General features: G+C 59.1%; 16 protein-coding genes. 11 read left to right on the forward strand and 5 right to left on the reverse strand.

Annotated features, from left to right (window positions below):
* Nucleotides 1-62 precede the first annotated feature (62 nt).
* A complete protein-coding gene (locus tag ABIB00_RS08905) occupies nt 63-1,880 on the forward strand; it encodes a chloride channel protein (RefSeq protein ID WP_247400162.1) in 1,818 nt (605 codons plus the stop codon).
* Nucleotides 1,881-1,932: 52 nt separating this feature from the next.
* Here ABIB00_RS08905 and ABIB00_RS08910 read toward each other — a convergent pair whose 3' ends face one another.
* The gene (locus ABIB00_RS08910; protein WP_354104071.1) at nt 1,933-3,180 is read right to left on the reverse strand and encodes a cation:proton antiporter; all 1,248 of its coding nucleotides are present in this window, start codon (nt 3,178-3,180) and stop codon (nt 1,933-1,935) included.
* A gap of 320 nt (nt 3,181-3,500) precedes the next feature.
* On the opposite strand from ABIB00_RS08910, the gene ABIB00_RS08915 reads away from it, so the two are divergent.
* The gene (locus tag ABIB00_RS08915; RefSeq protein ID WP_247400159.1) at nt 3,501-3,731 is read left to right on the forward strand and encodes a hypothetical protein; all 231 of its coding nucleotides are present in this window, start codon (nt 3,501-3,503) and stop codon (nt 3,729-3,731) included.
* 679 nt (nt 3,732-4,410) lie between these two features.
* On the opposite strand, the gene ABIB00_RS08920 is transcribed toward ABIB00_RS08915, so the two are convergent.
* Together ABIB00_RS08920 and ABIB00_RS08925 are read right to left on the reverse strand one after the other, a co-directional pair.
* Nucleotides 4,411-5,085, reverse strand: coding sequence for a response regulator (locus tag ABIB00_RS08920; protein ID WP_247400157.1), 675 nt, complete (start codon nt 5,083-5,085; stop codon nt 4,411-4,413).
* On the reverse strand, nt 5,057-7,114 hold the full coding sequence (locus ABIB00_RS08925) for a sensor histidine kinase (protein WP_354104072.1): 2,058 nt from the start codon (nt 7,112-7,114) through the stop codon (nt 5,057-5,059). The genes ABIB00_RS08920 and ABIB00_RS08925 overlap by 29 nt, the downstream gene beginning before the upstream one ends.
* A gap of 173 nt (nt 7,115-7,287) precedes the next feature.
* Here ABIB00_RS08925 and ABIB00_RS08930 point away from each other — a divergent pair, with 173 nt between their 5' ends.
* From ABIB00_RS08930 to ABIB00_RS08960, 7 genes are all read left to right on the forward strand, one after another.
* Nucleotides 7,288-8,085, forward strand: coding sequence for a Crp/Fnr family transcriptional regulator (locus ABIB00_RS08930; RefSeq protein ID WP_247400153.1), 798 nt, complete (start codon nt 7,288-7,290; stop codon nt 8,083-8,085).
* Nucleotides 8,086-8,472: 387 nt separating this feature from the next.
* Nucleotides 8,473-8,979: a PRC-barrel domain-containing protein gene (locus ABIB00_RS08935; protein ID WP_354104073.1), complete on the forward strand. Its 507-nt coding sequence runs from the start codon at nt 8,473-8,475 to the stop codon at nt 8,977-8,979.
* Between the two features lie 165 nt (nt 8,980-9,144).
* Nucleotides 9,145-9,516: an SMC-Scp complex subunit ScpB gene (locus tag ABIB00_RS08940; protein ID WP_247400150.1), complete on the forward strand. Its 372-nt coding sequence runs from the start codon at nt 9,145-9,147 to the stop codon at nt 9,514-9,516.
* 2 nt (nt 9,517-9,518) lie between these two features.
* The gene (locus ABIB00_RS08945; RefSeq protein WP_354104074.1) at nt 9,519-9,776 is read left to right on the forward strand and encodes a DUF5985 family protein; all 258 of its coding nucleotides are present in this window, start codon (nt 9,519-9,521) and stop codon (nt 9,774-9,776) included.
* Nucleotides 9,776-10,051 (forward strand): DUF5985 family protein, encoded by a 276-nt coding sequence (locus ABIB00_RS08950; protein ID WP_247345243.1) that lies wholly within the window; start codon nt 9,776-9,778, stop codon nt 10,049-10,051. The genes ABIB00_RS08945 and ABIB00_RS08950 overlap by 1 nt, the downstream gene beginning before the upstream one ends.
* A 651-nt stretch (nt 10,052-10,702) precedes the next feature.
* Entirely contained in the window at nt 10,703-12,937 is a 2,235-nt protein-coding gene (locus ABIB00_RS08955; protein ID WP_247400146.1) for an alpha,alpha-trehalose-phosphate synthase (UDP-forming), read from the forward strand.
* A gap of 129 nt (nt 12,938-13,066) precedes the next feature.
* Nucleotides 13,067-13,258 (forward strand): hypothetical protein, encoded by a 192-nt coding sequence (locus ABIB00_RS08960; protein WP_247345233.1) that lies wholly within the window; start codon nt 13,067-13,069, stop codon nt 13,256-13,258.
* Nucleotides 13,259-13,411: 153 nt separating this feature from the next.
* Here the strand turns inward: ABIB00_RS08960 and ABIB00_RS08965 are convergent, their stop codons facing one another.
* Both ABIB00_RS08965 and ABIB00_RS08970 read right to left on the reverse strand, forming a co-directional pair.
* Nucleotides 13,412-13,906, reverse strand: a complete 495-nt coding sequence (locus ABIB00_RS08965; protein WP_247400144.1) for a MarR family winged helix-turn-helix transcriptional regulator — start codon at nt 13,904-13,906, stop codon at nt 13,412-13,414.
* 111 nt (nt 13,907-14,017) lie between these two features.
* A complete protein-coding gene (locus ABIB00_RS08970) occupies nt 14,018-14,428 on the reverse strand; it encodes a hypothetical protein (RefSeq protein ID WP_354104075.1) in 411 nt (136 codons plus the stop codon).
* A 458-nt stretch (nt 14,429-14,886) separates the two neighbouring features.
* Here ABIB00_RS08970 and ABIB00_RS08975 point away from each other — a divergent pair, with 458 nt between their 5' ends.
* Together ABIB00_RS08975 and ABIB00_RS08980 are read left to right on the forward strand one after the other, a co-directional pair.
* Nucleotides 14,887-16,221, forward strand: coding sequence for a substrate-binding protein (locus ABIB00_RS08975; protein ID WP_027568014.1), 1,335 nt, complete (start codon nt 14,887-14,889; stop codon nt 16,219-16,221).
* A gap of 100 nt (nt 16,222-16,321) precedes the next feature.
* Nucleotides 16,322-17,197: a branched-chain amino acid ABC transporter permease gene (locus ABIB00_RS08980; protein ID WP_247282961.1), complete on the forward strand. Its 876-nt coding sequence runs from the start codon at nt 16,322-16,324 to the stop codon at nt 17,195-17,197.
* Nucleotides 17,198-17,206: the final 9 nt, after the last annotated feature.

A 17,206-nucleotide genomic window follows, 5' to 3' on the forward strand; every position in this document is an offset into this window, starting at 1 on the left:
CGCAGGAACCACTTTTCGGAACCGGGAGTTCGTATCCTCGTATCGTACGCCCGGGTGACCAAATGGCCTCAGTCCTGTCTTACGGCACAAGAAAAGCCCTGATCGGCAGCAGCGTTGAGCGGTTTGCTGAAGAGCGGAAGGTTAGCCTTCTCGTGCTTTGCGCGCTTGCGTTGATGATCGGTGTCCTGACCGGGCTTGGTGCCGTCGTCTTTCGCGTTCTGATCGCGCTAGTGCACAATTTGTTTTACAGGGGCACGCTGAGTGTCGCTTATGACGCGAACATCAGTGAGGGTCCCAGCCCTTTTGGGGACTTTATTCTACTCGCACCTGTGATCGGCGGCCTCATTGTCGTCTTCCTCGTTCGGCGCTTCGCTCCCGAGGCCAAGGGTCATGGCGTCCCTGAAGTGATGGACTCGATATTTTACAAGCGCGGCAAAATTCGCGGCGCGGTGGCCTTGGTAAAGGCGCTGGCATCCGCAGTATCGATCGGGAGCGGCGCCGCGGTCGGGCGCGAAGGGCCTATCATTCAGATAGGCTCAGCTCTCGGCTCTGCCTTTGCCCAATTCATCGGGCTTTCGACCCGGCAGAGGATCACGCTGCTCTCCGCGGGCGCCGGCGCAGGCATTGCCGCAACCTTCAATACTCCGCTGGGCGGCGTGCTGTTTGCTCTGGAAATTCTTCTGCCGGAAGTTTCAAATCGAACATTCCTTCCAGTCGTCGTGGCCACGGGCGCTGCGACGACGATCGGGCGCATCCTGATCGGTCCGGATCCGGCCTTTTCGGTTCCGGATATGCAGTTCAGCATGGTTGCATCCTTCAATGCGCAGGAAGCTGTCGCATTCGTCCTGCTCGGCCTGGTGTCTGGAGCGGCAGCTTGGGCGTTCATCCGTCTGCTCGTCTTTATGGAAGATGGCTTTCCGAAGCTGTCTGGTAACGAGTATGTTCAGAACATCATTGGCATGTCGTCCATCGGCCTGCTGATGGTGATGCTCACGCATGCCTTTGGTCACTCCTACGTCGACGGAGTGGGCTACTCCGTCATTCAGGAGATACTGGACCAAAAGATGACAGCGGCGGGGCTCCTGGCGCTGCTGTTCGTGCTGAAGCTGTTGGCAACGACGGTCAGCCTCGGTTGCGGGGCGTCGGGCGGAATATTCTCGCCATCGCTTTACCTTGGGGCCAGCTTGGGGGCCGCCTTTGCCGCTGCAACCAATTCAATCCTGCCTTACTCAGGGCTGACGCCATCTTCGGCCGCGATCATTGGAATGGCGGCCATTGTTGGTGCAGGTACGGGCGGCGTCATGACGGCGATCGTGATGGTGTTCGAAATGACGCGCGATTACGCAATCATCGTTCCAGTTATCGTTGCGGTAGCGTTGGCTGCAGGCGTGAGGCGTGCACTCGTCAACGAAACGATTTACACGGTCAAGTTGCGCCACCGCGGGCACCGCATTCCAAAGGAACGGCATATCAACCTCTATCTGGTGAAGCAGGCCCAGGACATCATGGAAAGGCGCTTTATCGTCGCCGGGGTAGGTACGACACTAAGACAGGCTATGGCTGCGGAAGATATCAATGATGCACTTCCTATCGTGGTTGAGCGCGAAGGCCGGATTGTTGGGCTGATCCCGCCACGTTCCGGCTTATGGGCGGAGTCGCAATCCAACCCAGTTGTCGCGGTCGAGCAATTCGTCGAGCGGCGGATGGTGATTTGCCGCGATCAGGACCTCTTGAGTTTGGTGTTTGCCAGGTTGAAGCGTCATCGGGCCGGCGCGGCAATCGTTGTCCGCTCTGCCTCCCGCCCGCGCGTGAACGATGTCGTCGGCGTCCTCACCAAACGCGTTATCGCAGATGCCGTCATCGACAGCTACGAGGATTGAAACGGATAAAGTGAGGGCTTGTCGCTTGAACGACAACTCGAGACGAGACTTATTATCCGACAGTCCGCCTTGCCACCCAGCCTAGGGTCGAGCCTTGAATGATGATGCTGAACAGGACGACCCCATAGGTTGACGCGAGCATGGCGGCCTTGGCCGGGCTATCCGGCATTGATAGGGCGAGTGCAACTGAAATCCCGCCTCGAACGCCCGCCCAGGTGAGAAAGGGCGCGTTGCGCAGGGAAAGCAGTTGAGTCCATCCGAACAAAAACGGTTGGACTGAAACAGAGACAAACCGGGCGAAGAGAACGAGTGGAATCGACGCTGCTGCCAGGCCAAGGCTGCGAAGATCAAAGCGCAGTATCAAGGTCTCGAGCCCGATAAGCAGAAAAAGGACCGAGTTGAGGATTTCGTCGATGAGGCTCCAGAGTGCGAAGAGATATCCTTGTGTCCGCTCGCTCATCGCATATCGCGGTCCTCGGTCGCCGATGAGGAGGCCTGCGGCGACCATGGAGAGCGGTCCGCTGACGTGCAGATGTAACGCAAGTGCGTATGTTCCGGTGACGAGCGCGAGAGAGATCAGTACCTCTATGGCGTAGTCGTCGATGAGTCGCATCGCGCGATACGCGATATAGCCAGTCAACAAGCCCAGCACTATTCCACCACCAGCTTCGCGAACGAGCAACTCAGTGACATCGGCAGCCGAAACTTGAGCGCCGTCTCCGGTGCTCGCAAAGCGAAGCATGATCGTGAACAGAACAATCCCGACGCCGTCGTTGAACAATGCCTCGCCTTCCGTCTCGATCTGCAGCTCTTTCGGCACTTTGGTGTTGCGAAGCGTACTCAGGACAGCAACGGGGTCAGTCGGGCTGATCAATGCGCCGAACACGAATGCCCAACCCAATGATACGGGTAAGTTCACAAGGCCGCAGATGAACCAGAACATCAGGCCTACGAGGACGGTTGAAATTGAGGTGCCGAGAACGGCCAGAATAAATACCGGAATGGCGCGGCTTCTGAGTGTGTCCAGATCTACGTGCAACGCGCCGGCGAACAGCAGAAATGCAAGCATTCCGTTGACGACGACTTCGGCAAAGTCGATCTGTCGGAGTCCGTCGGCAAGTTGGTTTAGCAGATGAACTGTGGGAACCGCTGCATCCAAACCGATCATCAACAGCGACGTCAGGACACTCATCAAAAGAAGACCTACGCTGCGGGAGAGCGGCAGGAACTTGTGATTCAGCCAGCCAAAGGCGGCAGACAATGTGAGTAGAACGGCAGCAATATCCATCAGCGAAAGCACGACAGGCTCCCTTGTGCTCTGGCGAGAGTGCCTGTTCACTCCCTTCCGATGCCGCTGTTCGCTCTAACCGGTGACGGTAGAGCGTTCGAGATAGCGACTTTGAGACGTGAATAAGCAAAAGCAACTTCGGCAGTTCCTGCGGGACATCTAAGCGGATTGGGATAAGCCTCAATTCCAGGCTCCTCTCAGCGGCGGGGGCAGCTATCCATTTTCTGCATCTGCGGCGAAAGATCGCGACGACGTTTGTCAGTATCATCGTTCACTCCGCATTCATTGGACCGATCTAGAAGTGCGGAGGGGGCGTACGACAAGGAAAAACTATGAAGAAAATCGCCTATGGATTTGCGGCCGCTGCTCTGCTTGCTGGCACTCAGTTCTTGGTTCCTGCCAATGCGATGATGGCGCCACCGGTCGGCGCCGCGGCAACATCCGAGACGAGGCAGGCTGGCTATCACTATCATCATCATCGGAGGGTCTGCACCGTGCGGACCGTAGTCAAGCGCGGCTATCATGGTCGGCGTATCGTCAAGCACGTGCGTGTCTGCCGATAAGCGCTTGGAGGGCCGTCGATCGAGGCGGCTCTCACCAAGAGCAGTCTTTGCGCAGTGAGATGGGTGCGCCGCACTTTACATCGGAAGCTGACGCTCAACAGTCCGGGAAAATCGACGTGCCGCGATCTCCAGCGCCGCGACACAAAGAGCCGTGAACAACATACCGAGGACCAGGAGCACAACGACTGTATCCATGATCGAGCGAGTTCCTGCAAAGGATCGGGACGATGAATCCGACTTCGCCATTTCTCGATGTCGGTTGCCACACGCCTAGGTCAAGCAATCGCGTATGCCGAGAACAGAAGGCAAGTGAGATAGATGCAAGCGAGGCAAATGCCCGCGGTTCTCGCCGTGCGGGCATCTAGCCGCGAGCTCGTCCGAGTGGCGAGCCCGGGCAGTTTCTCATACTGTGCAAAGAGCTGGCGACCGGCACGTCCTCGAAAAAGTACATTTCTCATGTGTGCCTCCACACAAACCTGATCCGATCCAACAAGGTGCGGAGTGCAGAAGCCGCAAAGAACGGTGTTCCGGCTGGCGATCCGCATTGGTTCTCTCGTCCGCTTCACCGAAGATAGTGGACGGCGTCCCATCGGGCAGTCAGGAGATGAGCGGGGCTTGTCGGGATAATCCTGACGTCGGTATGCCGGGCGCAGGGCCGTTTGGCCCACCTACTGCCCGCTCAAACTTGATCGGCACTCTTTCCCGAATGGCCCAACCAGCCAAGGGCCACGCCGTAGCGCACTATGTCGGCACGCGTGAACAGCCCGAGCTTTTCGACCGCCCTGGCCTTGTAAGTTTCGACGGTCTTGATGCTGATGCTTAGCTGATTGGCAATTTCCTTGTTGCTGAAGCCTTGTGCGATGAATCTGAGAACCTCACTCTCGCGCGGTGTCAGCTCGCCGGCTGTGGAAGCGCCGGAAGACGAGTGGGCGCCCTGCGCGGATGGTAGTGCTTTCTCCGCTATTGCTGGATCCAGATACAAACCACCTCCAGCGATCGCGCGAACTGCGCGCTCGAGCTCGTCGGCCGCAGAGCGCTTCAGCAGATAGCCGCGAGCTCCCGCTTGCAGCATCGGCTGAACGTAGGCGTGATCCTCGTGCACGGTCAGCGCCAGAAGACGAACTTGAGGAAGCTGCGTCGCTAGGGTGCGAGCAACTTCGAGGCCACTGATACCGGGAAGTGAAATGTCCAGGATGGCAATGTCCGGTGTGGCCTGGCGAATGATGTCTAGGGCGGCCTGTCCATCCGTTGCTTCCCCGACGATCTCAATGTCATGCACGTCCTGAAGCAACGCCTTCATTCCGGCCAGAACAAGCGGATGATCGTCAGTCAACGTGATCCGGATCGGGCACATAGCCCATCTCCTCTATTGGCACCGGTATTCTCATGAAAAGAGAGGTGCCGTGGCCGGGTTCAGATTCAATCGCCAAAGATCCACCGAGCAGCGTGAGGCGCTCCTCGATGACGGACAGGCCCAATTTTGCGTGGCGGCTCTCGCCCTGCGAGAATTCCTGAAAGTCGAAGCCGTTCCCGTCGTCTTCGACGACGATCCTAAGCTCAGTTGTGCGTCGGTCGATGACCACGCTGACGTTTCGAGCTTGCGCGTGTTTGACCACGTTGTTTACGGCCTCCTGGACGGCGCGGTAAACCGCGATTTCGACGTCCTGGCCGAGACGATCTCTTCTGCCCAGAGGCTGAAAATCAACGCTGATCCCGAACCGGCGCCGGATCTCCGCGCAGAATGCCTCCAGCGCCTTGTAAAGTCCCAGGTCATCAAGGGCGGTCGGGCGCAGGTCAGAGGCGATTTGATGGATATCGCGCCCAATCCCTCTCGCGAGTCCTTGCAGCCAATTGAGCCTCTCCAATCCGAGCTTGCGTTTGGCGCTCGTGCCCAGAAGCGGCTCCAGGTTCTTCAGACCGAGAAGTAGACCTGTGACCGTCTGGCCGATCTGATCGTGAAGCTCTCTTGCGATTCTACGGCGTTCATTTTCTTCCGCTTCGGAAAGGCGTCGAAGCAGTTGTTGTCGCTCCAGCTCAGCTCGCTTGGTCTCGTCGATATCCAGAATGACGCCATATACGACGTCCAAGTTCTTATCATCGATGCGAGACAGCCGTCCGCTGGCCCGCAGCCATCGGCTGTGAGGGGGAGCGGTCCGGAAATCAGCAATCGCCACGTTTCCCGAACGGCAACTCAGCAAGGAAGCCTCAAAGTTCCGCTGGTCGGCGGGATCAATACAACTCAGTATCCGATCTATCGGAAGGATCGTATCTCCTTCGGAGCGCGAACCGTCTATCCGGAGCATCTCCCGGGCGCGGGGCGACACGATCGCTTCTCTGCTCGCAAAATCACAGCTGAACACGCCGAGATCTGCGGCATCGATCGTCAGCCTCCGTCGCTCTTCACTTGCGCTGAGTGCCAATGCAGCCTGCGCCTCTTGCTCGCGCCGGCGAAGCGAAATGTCGCGTATGGTGTACCAGGCCAAAGTCAGAGCCAAGATGAAGCTCAATACCCCACCCCCGGCAAGGAAAATGGCTGAGCGCTGGACGGGACCATTCAGTTCCTGCGTCGGTATTCCGAAATGGACCGACCATCCGCTGGTTCCGGGGATGACTTTGTAGATCGAGTCGACTTGTTCGCCGGCGGGCGTGGTTTTGAGGTAGCCTCCTTCTGGCGCTGAGGCTATCGCCTGGCGGACCGTAGCGCTGGCAGATTGTCCGAGTTCGGATTGTTCACCGAAGGTGCGGGCGACGATGTTCCCCTTGGCATCGACCACGAAACCCACCCAGCCGGCCGGGGCTCCTGCGCTCTTCAAAATCTGGCTTATTGCATCGGGCACCAGGGCCACCGTGAGTACAAACTTCAGTTGCCCATCGCGCTCAACGGGGGCCCTGACGGCCACCACGCGTTTGCCGGTGATGGGACCACGTGGCCCAATTCCGCCGATCGCCGGCTTTCTCGTTTTCAGGATCTGTTCGAAATTCTCTCGGTCGGCGGTGGCGCGCATCCCATCTCCGAGTGGACGGCTGACATCAAGCACCTGATTTCCCTCGGGATCGACGAGCTGAATCGTCTGCCAAAGAGGACGTGCTTCGTTGATACGCGTCGCTTCTCGATAGAACGCGTCGAGGTCCGGCTTGTCGAGTGTTGCGGAAGCCGCGACGGTCTCGGCGATCTCGAGCTGGAGACTGATCTCGGAGGCAAGCCGGTTGACGACGCTATCGAGCGTCTCCACGGCGGCGGCCTGAGAACCCCTGCGCTGCTGCTGGGCGTTCAGGAAAACGACCCAACCCGCGAAAAGCGCAAGAGGCATCGCTGCCGCGATGAAGACGAGGATCAAGGGGCGGCGGGCTGCGCGCCGGGAGATTGAGGTGGGCGCCTCCATGCGGGTGGGTATCAAATGAGACAGCAAAACGCCCACGTCTGGCACTTTCTCGATGTTTCTGGTTCTTGTCAGGTTTTTCCCGACGGTTACTATCGGTCACCCTGACTCCCAGGATCGCTCGATACATCCCATCGTACAGGCAATCATTGTAGCGGTCTAGAATTGGGCTTGACATGGAACATTCTTCATCGCCGCTGCGGTTGATCGAAAACCAATTCAACCCGAAGCGGCTCGGCCTTGACGAGCCCTTCTGCGGCACTAGCCGCAACGAACTCGTCTCCCGACTGTCGGCCTCATCGCAGTGCCGGTTGCTCGAAAGCTGCGAGACAGTGTCTCTGAACAAAGGACAAATTCTCTACGATCGCGGCACTCCTCTTCGCTACGCGTACTTCATCGAGTCCGGCGGGTGTTCTGTCACGACCCGTGCGGGCGACTGCCTGCCGGTAGAGATCCATACGCTCGGGATGAAGGATTTCGTCGGCGTGCCGTTGGTCCTGGGCATGCAAGTGTCGCCGCACCGCTGCAGCGTGAGAGTGCCGGGTCAAGCGAGTCGGATCCAGTCCGATCAGCTGATTGCTTTGATCAAGAGCGACGTCGAGCTTGAAAAGATGCTTTTAGGCTATGTTCAGGCGATCCTAATTCACAGTTCGCAACTATCAGCCTGCAACTCCAGGCACACGCTGCACCAGCGCCTCGCGCGGTGGCTCCTAGTTGCCAGCGACAGGCTCGGATCTCGCGAGGTACCTTTCACGCATAGTTACATAGCCAACGCTCTCGCGGTCCGGCGCGCCGGCGTTACGGTCGCTCTCGGCAGTATGGTGCGCGACGGGGTGATTGGATGTCGCAGGGCAGGGATCGTTGTCACGGACGAAGCCAGGCTGAAAGCGATGTCTTGCGATTGTCAGGGTATCATCCTGGCGGCCCACAACCGTCCTTGTGCGGTGCCGCCCCTCCGCATTGCATATTCGTGAACGCGATTCCCGACTGCGTTAAGTCAAGTGTCCGGCAGCGAACAGAGTCCAGATATTCTTGAAGCGATAGAGGCGGAGATGTCATCGCAAGAAAGCCGGATCCGAACCGATACCGAAGTTCTGGTGGGAGCCTTGGAGGAGGCCCAAAGGCTTCTTGCCGTTTACGAGAACCCTTGCTGCAATCGTACCAGGGACGACATTATCGCTATGGTCGAGTTCATCATATGTAACCCTTCCGTGACACGTGCAATGCTTCGTCAGAAGATGCGCGGCCGTCTCAAGCTGGTGGGATAAGTCTCGTGCGGCAGCGTACCTTCGCATGCAGGAAACGAAACTTGCGGGCGTGCGATGAGTTGACGATGATCAACAGAACTAGGAGCAATCGTCATGAAGACATCAATTTGCATTCTTGCCTCTGCGATGCTGCTGGCTACGCCGGCCATGGCGCAGTCACCCCACAACAACGCGACGACCGCCGCGCCCAACATGCAGCCGGCTGCCTCGACCGCCTCCATGCCCAAGGAAGGCGAATGGCGTGCATCGAAACTCGTTGGTGTGAACGTCTATAACAACAGCAACGAGAAGATCGGGGATATCAACGATCTGATTCTGGATGCCAGCGGGCGGGTTGCCAACGTGGTGATCGGAGTGGGAGGATTTCTTGGGATGGGTGAGCACAACGTCGCCGTGGCGTTCGATCAGCTCAAATTCGCCAAGGAACCGGTAAAGACGGCGTCCAACGATGGCGCTGGAAAGGCCGGCACTACAAGTTCTACGAGCACAACGGGAAGTGCATCAACGTCGGCCCGGCGAAGCGACAATTGGTATCCGGACCACGTGGTGCTGAACGCCAACAAGGATCAGCTGAAGAAGATGCCCGAATTCAAGTACTGAGCCGATTTCGGTCTGTATTTCCAGCATGCTTATCGGCGGTGTCATCGGAGATGACGCCGCCGCAGTTGTCTTGGATCCGGTCGGCTTAGATTTAGTAGCAGGAAAAGCAGCCTTGAATTTCCGCATTGAATCGATCAGCTTGCGTGCCGCTGGCTGAGGTCGACGATGTCCGATGAAGCACTGCCGGAACAGGTAGAGGAGCTTGTCCGGCGCTACATTCGCTCTGTGGCGCAGCTCGAAGCCCTTTTGTTCTTCCATAAGCGGCCGGGCGAGCGTTTTGACGCAGAAACGCTCGCTGCACGCCTTTACGCGGGCAAGACCGAGACGGCCGATGCTCTCGCGTCCCTCGCGAGGGATGGCTTCCTGGACGGCGCGGCAGGGATCTATGCGTTTGCGCCGCGGCCCGAATTGCGGGCTGTGATCGATCGCTTGGCCTTGGCGTATTCGCGGCATCTGATCCCGATCACACATATCATCCACAACAGCCCACACCGTATCCAGGCATTTTCAGACGCCTTCAGGATTCGAAAGGATTAGTCATGGCTGCGGTGATTTACACGCTTTGCGCGATCACGAGCGGCTTTTGTGCCTGGCTGCTCGTTCGGGCATATATCGATAACAGGTCGAGATTGCTCCTCTGGAGCGCGGTCTGCTTCGCGGGTCTGACTTTCGAAAATGCTGCTCTGTGGATCGATAAGATCGTGTTTCCTCAAATTGATCTCTCCGCCGTGCGTCTGTCGATCGGCCTGCTCGCCATGACGGTCCTGCTTATAGGCATGATCTGGGAGGCCGAGTGATGGACCATTTGAATCCCGTTCTTTCAGGTGCGACGGCATTCGCATCGCTCCTGGCGAGCATATATTTCCTGAAGTTTTGGCGTAAGACGGGCGACACCTTTTTCCTGTTCTTTGCCGCTGCTTTTGTGATCGACGCCGTTGCGAGATTTGTCCTGGCGGTGGTGCAAGTGACGAATGCGAGCGAGCCGGTCTACTTCATCCCGCGCCTGATCACATTCGGTCTGATCGCACTTTCGATTGTCGGGAAGAACGCGCTGCCGAAGAATCGCAAGTGACGCACGAATTCAAGAGGCGCTGACTTGCAAAAATGCTGTGCACGAACAACCGCTTTCGCGCTTTGAACGAAGATACCTTGGACAGGTCATGCCGTCAGGAGAGGCGGACCCCAGCCGAGGAACGATGGGGTCCCAGCTCCGCCGCGCGCCAATTCACCCGGACCTTGGTGGGCTGCTGTGTGGGACAGGAGTGATCTTGAGCGGAGCGCGCACAGCTTGCTACCTGACGAAACACGGTACACTTCCGTACATTAGACAGCCGATCTGCCCCGCTGCCGCTTGCTCGCGGGCGACCTCGGAAGGATATTGCGCAAGGGGGCTTTCATGATCAGAAATTCGAGTCAAACGACACTCAATGTGTTTCCGCAAGCATACTGCCTGTCTTGCGAGGAAAAGACGCCGCATCGGCATGAACGGCTGGCAATCCACGGCACGCAAGTGGCACGCGCGATTTGTCTCGCCTGCAACAACCAGCGTACGGGCTTTGAGAAGGGGAAGCGGCTCGCCAATCCGACCTAGGAGCCGCCGTCCTTTGGTGCATGTTCGCGTATTATTGCTTACGAAATCGGCAGAGTTTCCAAATTCGCTGCGAGGGCTGCGTCTGCTCGACGGCTCGAACAATCATCTCCATCCAGCCGGCGTAGCTCCAGAGTGACCCCGATATCGTACAAGGAGTTCTTCCGCTATGGCATTTTCGGCCTGGCGGTAGCCGCAGTCGTGGCGTTCGGTATCTCACCATTTACCGGAGGAATCGTACAGCAATGGTCGCGCAGCGATGTTGAAGCCAGATCCAAGCTGGTCTTCAACGCCATCCAGCCGTTGCTTAGTCGTGATGTGGAAGACCAGGCGTGGGACCGGCTCTCGGACCTTTTCAAGAGAGTGGCGCTTGACAAGAAGATTCTCGCGGTTGGATTTTGTGATCCGGGAGGCTCGTTGCTCGCGCCAACACCGGAGATGCCGGCGAGCTTCTCCTGCGAAAAGTCGGCCAAATCCGAGAACGACAGTTTCGCAAGCATCACCAGCGGGGGGCGACGAATTCTTGTAGCTGCGTTTCCGATCTCGAGTAGCCGAGGTCGTTCCTACCTCGTCATTCTAACCGACCTCAGCTTCGCGGCGGCCAGGTCTAGCCAGGTGCTGGCGTATCTGCTTGCAGCGCTTGCCGGCGTCGTTCTGGTCCTGACCGTTGGCACGATCATTTTCGCCGTCCTCATGATGCGCGGCTGGATGAAGGCGTTGCGACGCGCGGTCGAAGAGGTCCGTCGAGGTGCTCAGGGAGTGCCACTCCGATTCGGTGGCTCGTCTATTGATCGAGAAATTCACAAGCTGTTGCGTAGCGCCGAACAAGTTACGTTTACACGCCAGATCGAGTGGACGCCAAAATCGCTTCAGGAGGTGCTGCAAAGCGTCCTCCCGGGGGCCGAAGTTCTCGTCCTTTCCAATCGGGAGCCCTACATTCACAACACTTCGGAAGCGGGGACTGTGGTGCAGCGGCCGGCGAGTGGATTGGTCTCGGCCCTGGAGCCGATCATGCGTGCCTGCGGTGGCACTTGGATCGCACACGGCAGCGGCAGCGCCGATCGGGAGACGGTCGACGACAACGATAGGATCCGCGTGCCCGAGGCAAGTCCGGCCTACACGCTTCGGCGCATCTGGATCTCCGAGGAGGAACAGGACGGATATTATTACGGTTTTGCCAACGAAGGGCTCTGGCCCGTGTGCCATATCGTTTTCGTGCGCCCTACGTTCAGGTCCAGCGACTGGCAGATGTATCGGCAGATCAACCAGCGCTTTGCCGATGCAGTCGTTGCCGAGGCGCGGACCGCGGACCCCATCGTGCTGGTCCAGGACTATCACTTCGCGCTTGCTCCAAGAATGATCCGTGAGCGCCTGCCGAGGGCGACGATCATAACCTTCTGGCACATTCCATGGCCGAATGCGGAAACATTCAGCATCTGCCCATGGAAGGCGGAGATTATCGAAGGATTGCTCGGCAGCACCATTGTTGGATTTCATACCCAGTTTCACTGCAACAACTTCATCGAGGGTGTGGATCGCTTCGTGGAGAGCAGGATCGATCGCGAAGTGCAAGCGGTCAGCCTTGGAGGACATGAGACCAGAATACGTGCTTATCCAATCTCTATCGAGTGGCCGCCAAGAGAACTGGAAAAGCTACCACCTCCCGGGGAATGCCGATCTAGCATCCTTGCCCAGTTCGGATTGGCGGAGAATACGAGGCTGATCGTAGGCGTTGAACGCTTCGATTACACCAAAGGCATTCTTGATCGCATGCGGGCCGTAGACGCGCTTTTGGCGCGAGATCCGGCCTGGACAGATCGGCTTGCATTCATCCAGGTTGCAGCGCCGACACGCAGCAAACTCAGCTCATATTCGAAGCTCCAGGCGGAAGCGGAAGTGCTTGCTGCCGAAATAAACGAGCGGCACCACGGTCGCCAACCCGTGATGCACTTGGTCGCGCGGCACTACGAGCCGTCAGATGTGTTCCAGCTGTTTAGAGGAGCCGATGTCTGCATCGTCAGCAGCCTGCACGATGGAATGAACCTTGTCGCAAAGGAGTTCGTTAGCTCGCGAGAGGACGATGCTGGGGTCCTTATCTTATCGAGCTTCACTGGGGCGTCACGAGAATTGTCCGAGGCTCTCATTGTCAATCCCTATGACATTGGAGAAATGGCATCGGCGATCAAGCTTGCACTTACTATGCCGGCGGAGGAGCAGGCCGAGCGCATGAAGCTCATGCGGCAGCAGGTGAAGGAACATAACGTCTATCGCTGGGCGGGCGCGATGCTAGTGGACGCAGCGAGAAGTCGCACCCGCGAGCGGGTTCTTGGTCTGGCCGCTAAGGCCCCTCACGGCGTGAAGCCGATCTGAGCGAGTCTCTTTAAAAGCGGTCTTCCAAGAAAATCGGTACGAAAGCGTACTGTCCGCTCTTTCCAAAACGAATAGCTCGGTCGCACTCTCGTGCTTGCGACTTTTTGCTCCGTGATGTGGAAGGCGAATATGAACATCCTGATTGGAGCTGCTATGCTTGCGGTAGCAGGCATCCTGATCTTCATTGGGCTTCCCAATCGGACCGGCGAGCAACCGAAGTTCCTGCGCTTTGAAGCAGCGCTGGTTCTGTATCCTCCAATGATCTTGTCGTTCATTGGCCTCGGCGCTGCGGCCCTGATTTCAGGCATGCTCACCAGATAGTCGCCTTTCGAGACATAGAGACGGCCCTCCAAACGGCCCAAAATGCAATCAGTCACGGCGTGGCTTGGAAGCCATCGTCCAGGAGGCGGATGCGTGGCCCATGCCGGCAATCCCAGGCATCAGTCAAGACGGAGTAGAGTTGGCCTCGCGGGCTTAGCCGTTGGAATTCGGCCCGCCAGAGTGCCGAAACGACCTCAGCAGGCGATTCAGTGCCGGGCTCGCGGCGCGGCGGAGCTCCTGAAGATTTCTCTGCGATAGTGCCCGCAGTTTCTGTTCACCTCTCCCGGTCAGTTTGAGGTGCACACGTCTGGCATCCTGCGGGTCGGCAACCCGGCCTACTAGCCCAAGCTTGGCCAAACGATTGATCAATTCAACCGCCGAGTGAGGCCGAATCAGCAGAAAGCGCGCAACATCACCGACTGTCGCAGGACCCGGGCGCACGAAGCCCTTGATCCCAAGCAGCGCCTGATGCTGCGTCGGCGTCAATCCCTGCTTTGCCGCGGCTGCCTCGCTGAAGGCCAGAAAGCTCCGGATCTCGTACCGGAACTGCGCAAGCGCAGCATAGTCGGAGTCACGCATCGGCTCGGTGGCTGAGGACCGCCCGGACCTGGCCGCAGTCGCCCGTTGCGTCCTCTTCATCTGAACCATGCCGTGCCGCCTCCGTGCTTCCTACCCGGCAACGCGAGCCGTTAGCCAAAGTAGCAAGCAGGAGCGCCCGGACCAAGCAGCGGGAATTCCGGATGCACAGCTATTGCGCCCCTACTCGAAGCTCGACAGCAGGATCTTCACCAGGATGATTTGAAACGCGATCGGGATGCGGACGCTTTTCCGCCGGATCGAGCGCTGCAGCGCACCGGCGATCTCGGCGCTGGTCAGGCTGCCTGCCGAGGCATTGGCGATCAGCTCGCTCCACATCTGCGACAGCGAACCGCCGGGCGGGATTACCGGCTTGATAGTCACGCCGCAGCCCTGCGCCCATTCCACGATCTCCCGCATCGTATGCGGCCCGCAATTGCGCGCCGTCGCGAGACGTTCAGCCGTGAGCGCCCGCAGCAACTCGCGCGATGGCGACCAGTTCCCTTTCGGCGGCTGCTCGCCCTTGAGCTCGACTGCGAGCTCCTTCAGAACGTTCTGGGCACGCACGCTCAGCCGCTTCATCGGCCCGGGCACACGCTTCGCCTGAACAGAGCCGACTGCCGGTCCCCGCTCACCTGTCGTTCGATTGCGAGGCTCGGGCATGCGCGAGGCATCGCCGGACTGTGGTGTCGCCCCCTGTCCGTTCACCTCTTCCACGGACCACGCCGCGTCCTGCCGCTCCGAACCTTGCGGCCATGACCGTCGCTTCCGGGTACCCGCCACTCTCGTTCGCCGCGCCATTTCTCTCGCCGAACCCGCCAGTCTCGTACTCACAAAGGCTAATATATGTCGGGATACGATCTGGTTTCACGACATAATTTTAGTCGTTCGACCAAAGACGAAATTGACAGAAGGCGTTCACAAGCAATGCTTGCGTCCAAGAGCTACACGCGGATGTGACGTGCCCGGCGCGGGCAGGCCCTTGAGGCCGACTGCCGCCGGACAGGTCGTGCTTTGCCTGCAAACAAGAACGATGTTCGGAGGAAACGATCATGACTGACAATCTCATCCGCCGCGGCCTCTCGCGCCGTGGCCTGCTTCAGACCACCGCGGGCCTCATCGGCGGCGCGGTTCTGCCCGGGATGCCGGCGTTTGCCGAGGACAAGCTGGCGATCGGCTCCTACCCCGCCGGGGTCTCGGGCTCCACCGCCTTCATCGGCATCTCCGTGCCGCGCACCGGCACCTATGCCGTACAGGGTGAAGACGAGCTCAAGGGCTATCAGCTCGCGATCGAGCACATCAACAGCGGGCACGACCTGATCAAGAAGATATCGCCGAAGACCAGCAAGGGCGTGCTCGGTAAGGAGCTGAAGTTCGGCGTCGCCGATTCCGCGGCCAAGCCGAACGAGGCGGTGCAGGCGCAGCAGCGCTTCATCAGCGAGAACAAGGCGATCATGATCACCGGCGGCACGTCGAGCGCCGTTGCAGTGGCGCTGAACAAACTCGCCCAGCGCGAACACGTCATTTTCGTGTGTGGCATTTCCGGCTCGAACGATACCACCGGCAAGGATTGCGTCCGCTACGGCTTTCGCCAGAACTTCTACGGCCAGACTGCGGCTGCAGCGATCGGCCCGGTGATGGTACGTGAGTTCGGCAAGGGCAAGAAGGCCGCGTATCTCACGCCTGATTACACCTACGGCCACACCGTCACCAAATCCATGCAGGATTTCCTCGCAACAGCGGGCTGGACGACGACCACCAACCAGGTGGCGCCCCTCGGCGCACCCGACTACTCCTCCTATCTGCTGAACGTCGCGAATTCAGGCGCCGATGTGCTCATCAACGTCAATTGGGGACACGACGCCGTGCTGTCGACACAACAGGCCAAGCAGTTCGGCGTGCTCGACAAGATGAAGCTGGTCGTCCCCTACCAGGTGCCTTTCATCGCGCGCGAGACCGGCGGCCTGATGCAGGGCGTCTACGCCGCCACCGATTATTGGTGGACCATCGAAGACAAATTCCCGCTCGCCAAGATGTTCAACGAAGCATTCGAGAAGAAGTACGGCTACAAGCCCGAATGGGGCGCGGAGAACGCCTATGTCAGCTTCGCGCATTGGGCGCACATGTGCGAGCAGGCCGGCAGCTTCAGCCCGCCCGACGTGATCAAGGCCTACGAGAAGGGCGAGACGATCCCCTCCCTGGTGGGCGAAGTGCATTACCGTCCCGAGGACCATCAGTGCGTCCGGCCGGTGATCATCGTCAAGGGCAAGCAGCAAAAGGACATGAAGAACAAGGAAGACTGGTACGACGTCGTCGAGATCGTCCCGGGGGAAAGCCTGATGCAGAAGCCGGACGCCTTCGGCTGCCATCTCGGCGACTACAGCTGAGACCTCGCTAACCCCTGTGGCGCCGCGGACTGCACTCCGGTCCTGCGGCGTCACCCTTTTTTGGACGCGCACCATCGCGCGCCACAACAGCGATTGTCGCATGATAAGTTGGCCCAACCTCGTTTCGCAGCTTTTCAACGGGCTCGCGCTCGGCGCCCTGCTCGCGCTGATCAGCTCCGGCCTGACCATCATCTACGGCACGCTCGGCGTGCTCAACCTCGCGCACGGCGCGATGTTCATGATCGGCGGCTATGCCGGCTTCGTCGCCTACCAGTACACGGAGTCGTTCATCCTCGCCGTGATCGCGGGCTCGCTGTTCGTGATGCTGCTCGGCGTTCTCATGGAACGCGTCATCATCCGCCATTTCTATCACCGCCCGCACGAGGATCAGCTGCTCGTGACCTTCGGGCTAGGCATCTGTTTCGTCGAGCTCGTGCGCCTGATCTTCTCGAGCCAGTCGCAGCTGGTGCCGCCGCCGGCCCTGTTCCGGGGCATCACCAATCTCGGCTTCATGTTCTATCCGACCTACCGCCTCGCCGTCGTCGGCATCGTCGCGGTCGCCCTCGGCGCACTGTTCATCGTCCTCTACCGGACCCGGCTGGGCATGATTGTGCGCGCCGGCATCGAGGATTCGGTGATGGTCGATTCGCTCGGCATCAATGTCTATCGCGTCTTCATGGTGGTGTTCGGCATCGGCGCAATGGCCGCCGGCTTTGCCGGCATCGTCAACGCGCCGGTGGTGTCGCTGACACCGGGCATCGGTGACGACATCCTGGTCCAGACCTTCGTGGTGGTGGTGATCGGCGGCGTCGGCTCGTTCCCCGGCGCAATTCTCGGCGGCCTGATCGCCGGCGAGATCATCAGCGTCACCTCCATGTTCAACCCCGGCTACGCCTATGTGATGCTGTTTGCGGCGATGACGCTCGTGCTCGTGGTACGACCGCATGGCCTGCTCGGCGTCCAGGGCCGCGAGTAAGCGATCTCC

It is taken from the genome of Bradyrhizobium sp. LB14.3 (assembly GCF_040547985.1).
GTDB lineage: Bacteria > Pseudomonadota > Alphaproteobacteria > Rhizobiales > Xanthobacteraceae > Bradyrhizobium.

Coding starts and splice junctions, on each gene's coding strand:
- ABIB00_RS08905 (WP_247400162.1), top strand. CDS start 63: ATGGCCTCAGTCCTGTCTTACGGCACAAGAAAAGCCCTGATCGGCAGC.
- ABIB00_RS08915 (WP_247400159.1), top strand. CDS start 3,501: ATGAAGAAAATCGCCTATGGATTTGCGGCCGCTGCTCTGCTTGCTGGC.
- ABIB00_RS08920 (WP_247400157.1), bottom strand. CDS start 5,085: ATGTGCCCGATCCGGATCACGTTGACTGACGATCATCCGCTTGTTCTG.
- ABIB00_RS08925 (WP_354104072.1), bottom strand. CDS start 7,114: ATGGAGGCGCCCACCTCAATCTCCCGGCGCGCAGCCCGCCGCCCCTTG.
- ABIB00_RS08930 (WP_247400153.1), top strand. CDS start 7,288: ATGGAACATTCTTCATCGCCGCTGCGGTTGATCGAAAACCAATTCAAC.
- ABIB00_RS08935 (WP_354104073.1), top strand. CDS start 8,473: ATGAAGACATCAATTTGCATTCTTGCCTCTGCGATGCTGCTGGCTACG.
- ABIB00_RS08940 (WP_247400150.1), top strand. CDS start 9,145: ATGTCCGATGAAGCACTGCCGGAACAGGTAGAGGAGCTTGTCCGGCGC.
- ABIB00_RS08945 (WP_354104074.1), top strand. CDS start 9,519: ATGGCTGCGGTGATTTACACGCTTTGCGCGATCACGAGCGGCTTTTGT.
- ABIB00_RS08950 (WP_247345243.1), top strand. CDS start 9,776: ATGGACCATTTGAATCCCGTTCTTTCAGGTGCGACGGCATTCGCATCG.
- ABIB00_RS08960 (WP_247345233.1), top strand. CDS start 13,067: ATGAACATCCTGATTGGAGCTGCTATGCTTGCGGTAGCAGGCATCCTG.
- ABIB00_RS08965 (WP_247400144.1), bottom strand. CDS start 13,906: ATGGTTCAGATGAAGAGGACGCAACGGGCGACTGCGGCCAGGTCCGGG.
- ABIB00_RS08975 (WP_027568014.1), top strand. CDS start 14,887: ATGACTGACAATCTCATCCGCCGCGGCCTCTCGCGCCGTGGCCTGCTT.
- ABIB00_RS08980 (WP_247282961.1), top strand. CDS start 16,322: ATGATAAGTTGGCCCAACCTCGTTTCGCAGCTTTTCAACGGGCTCGCG.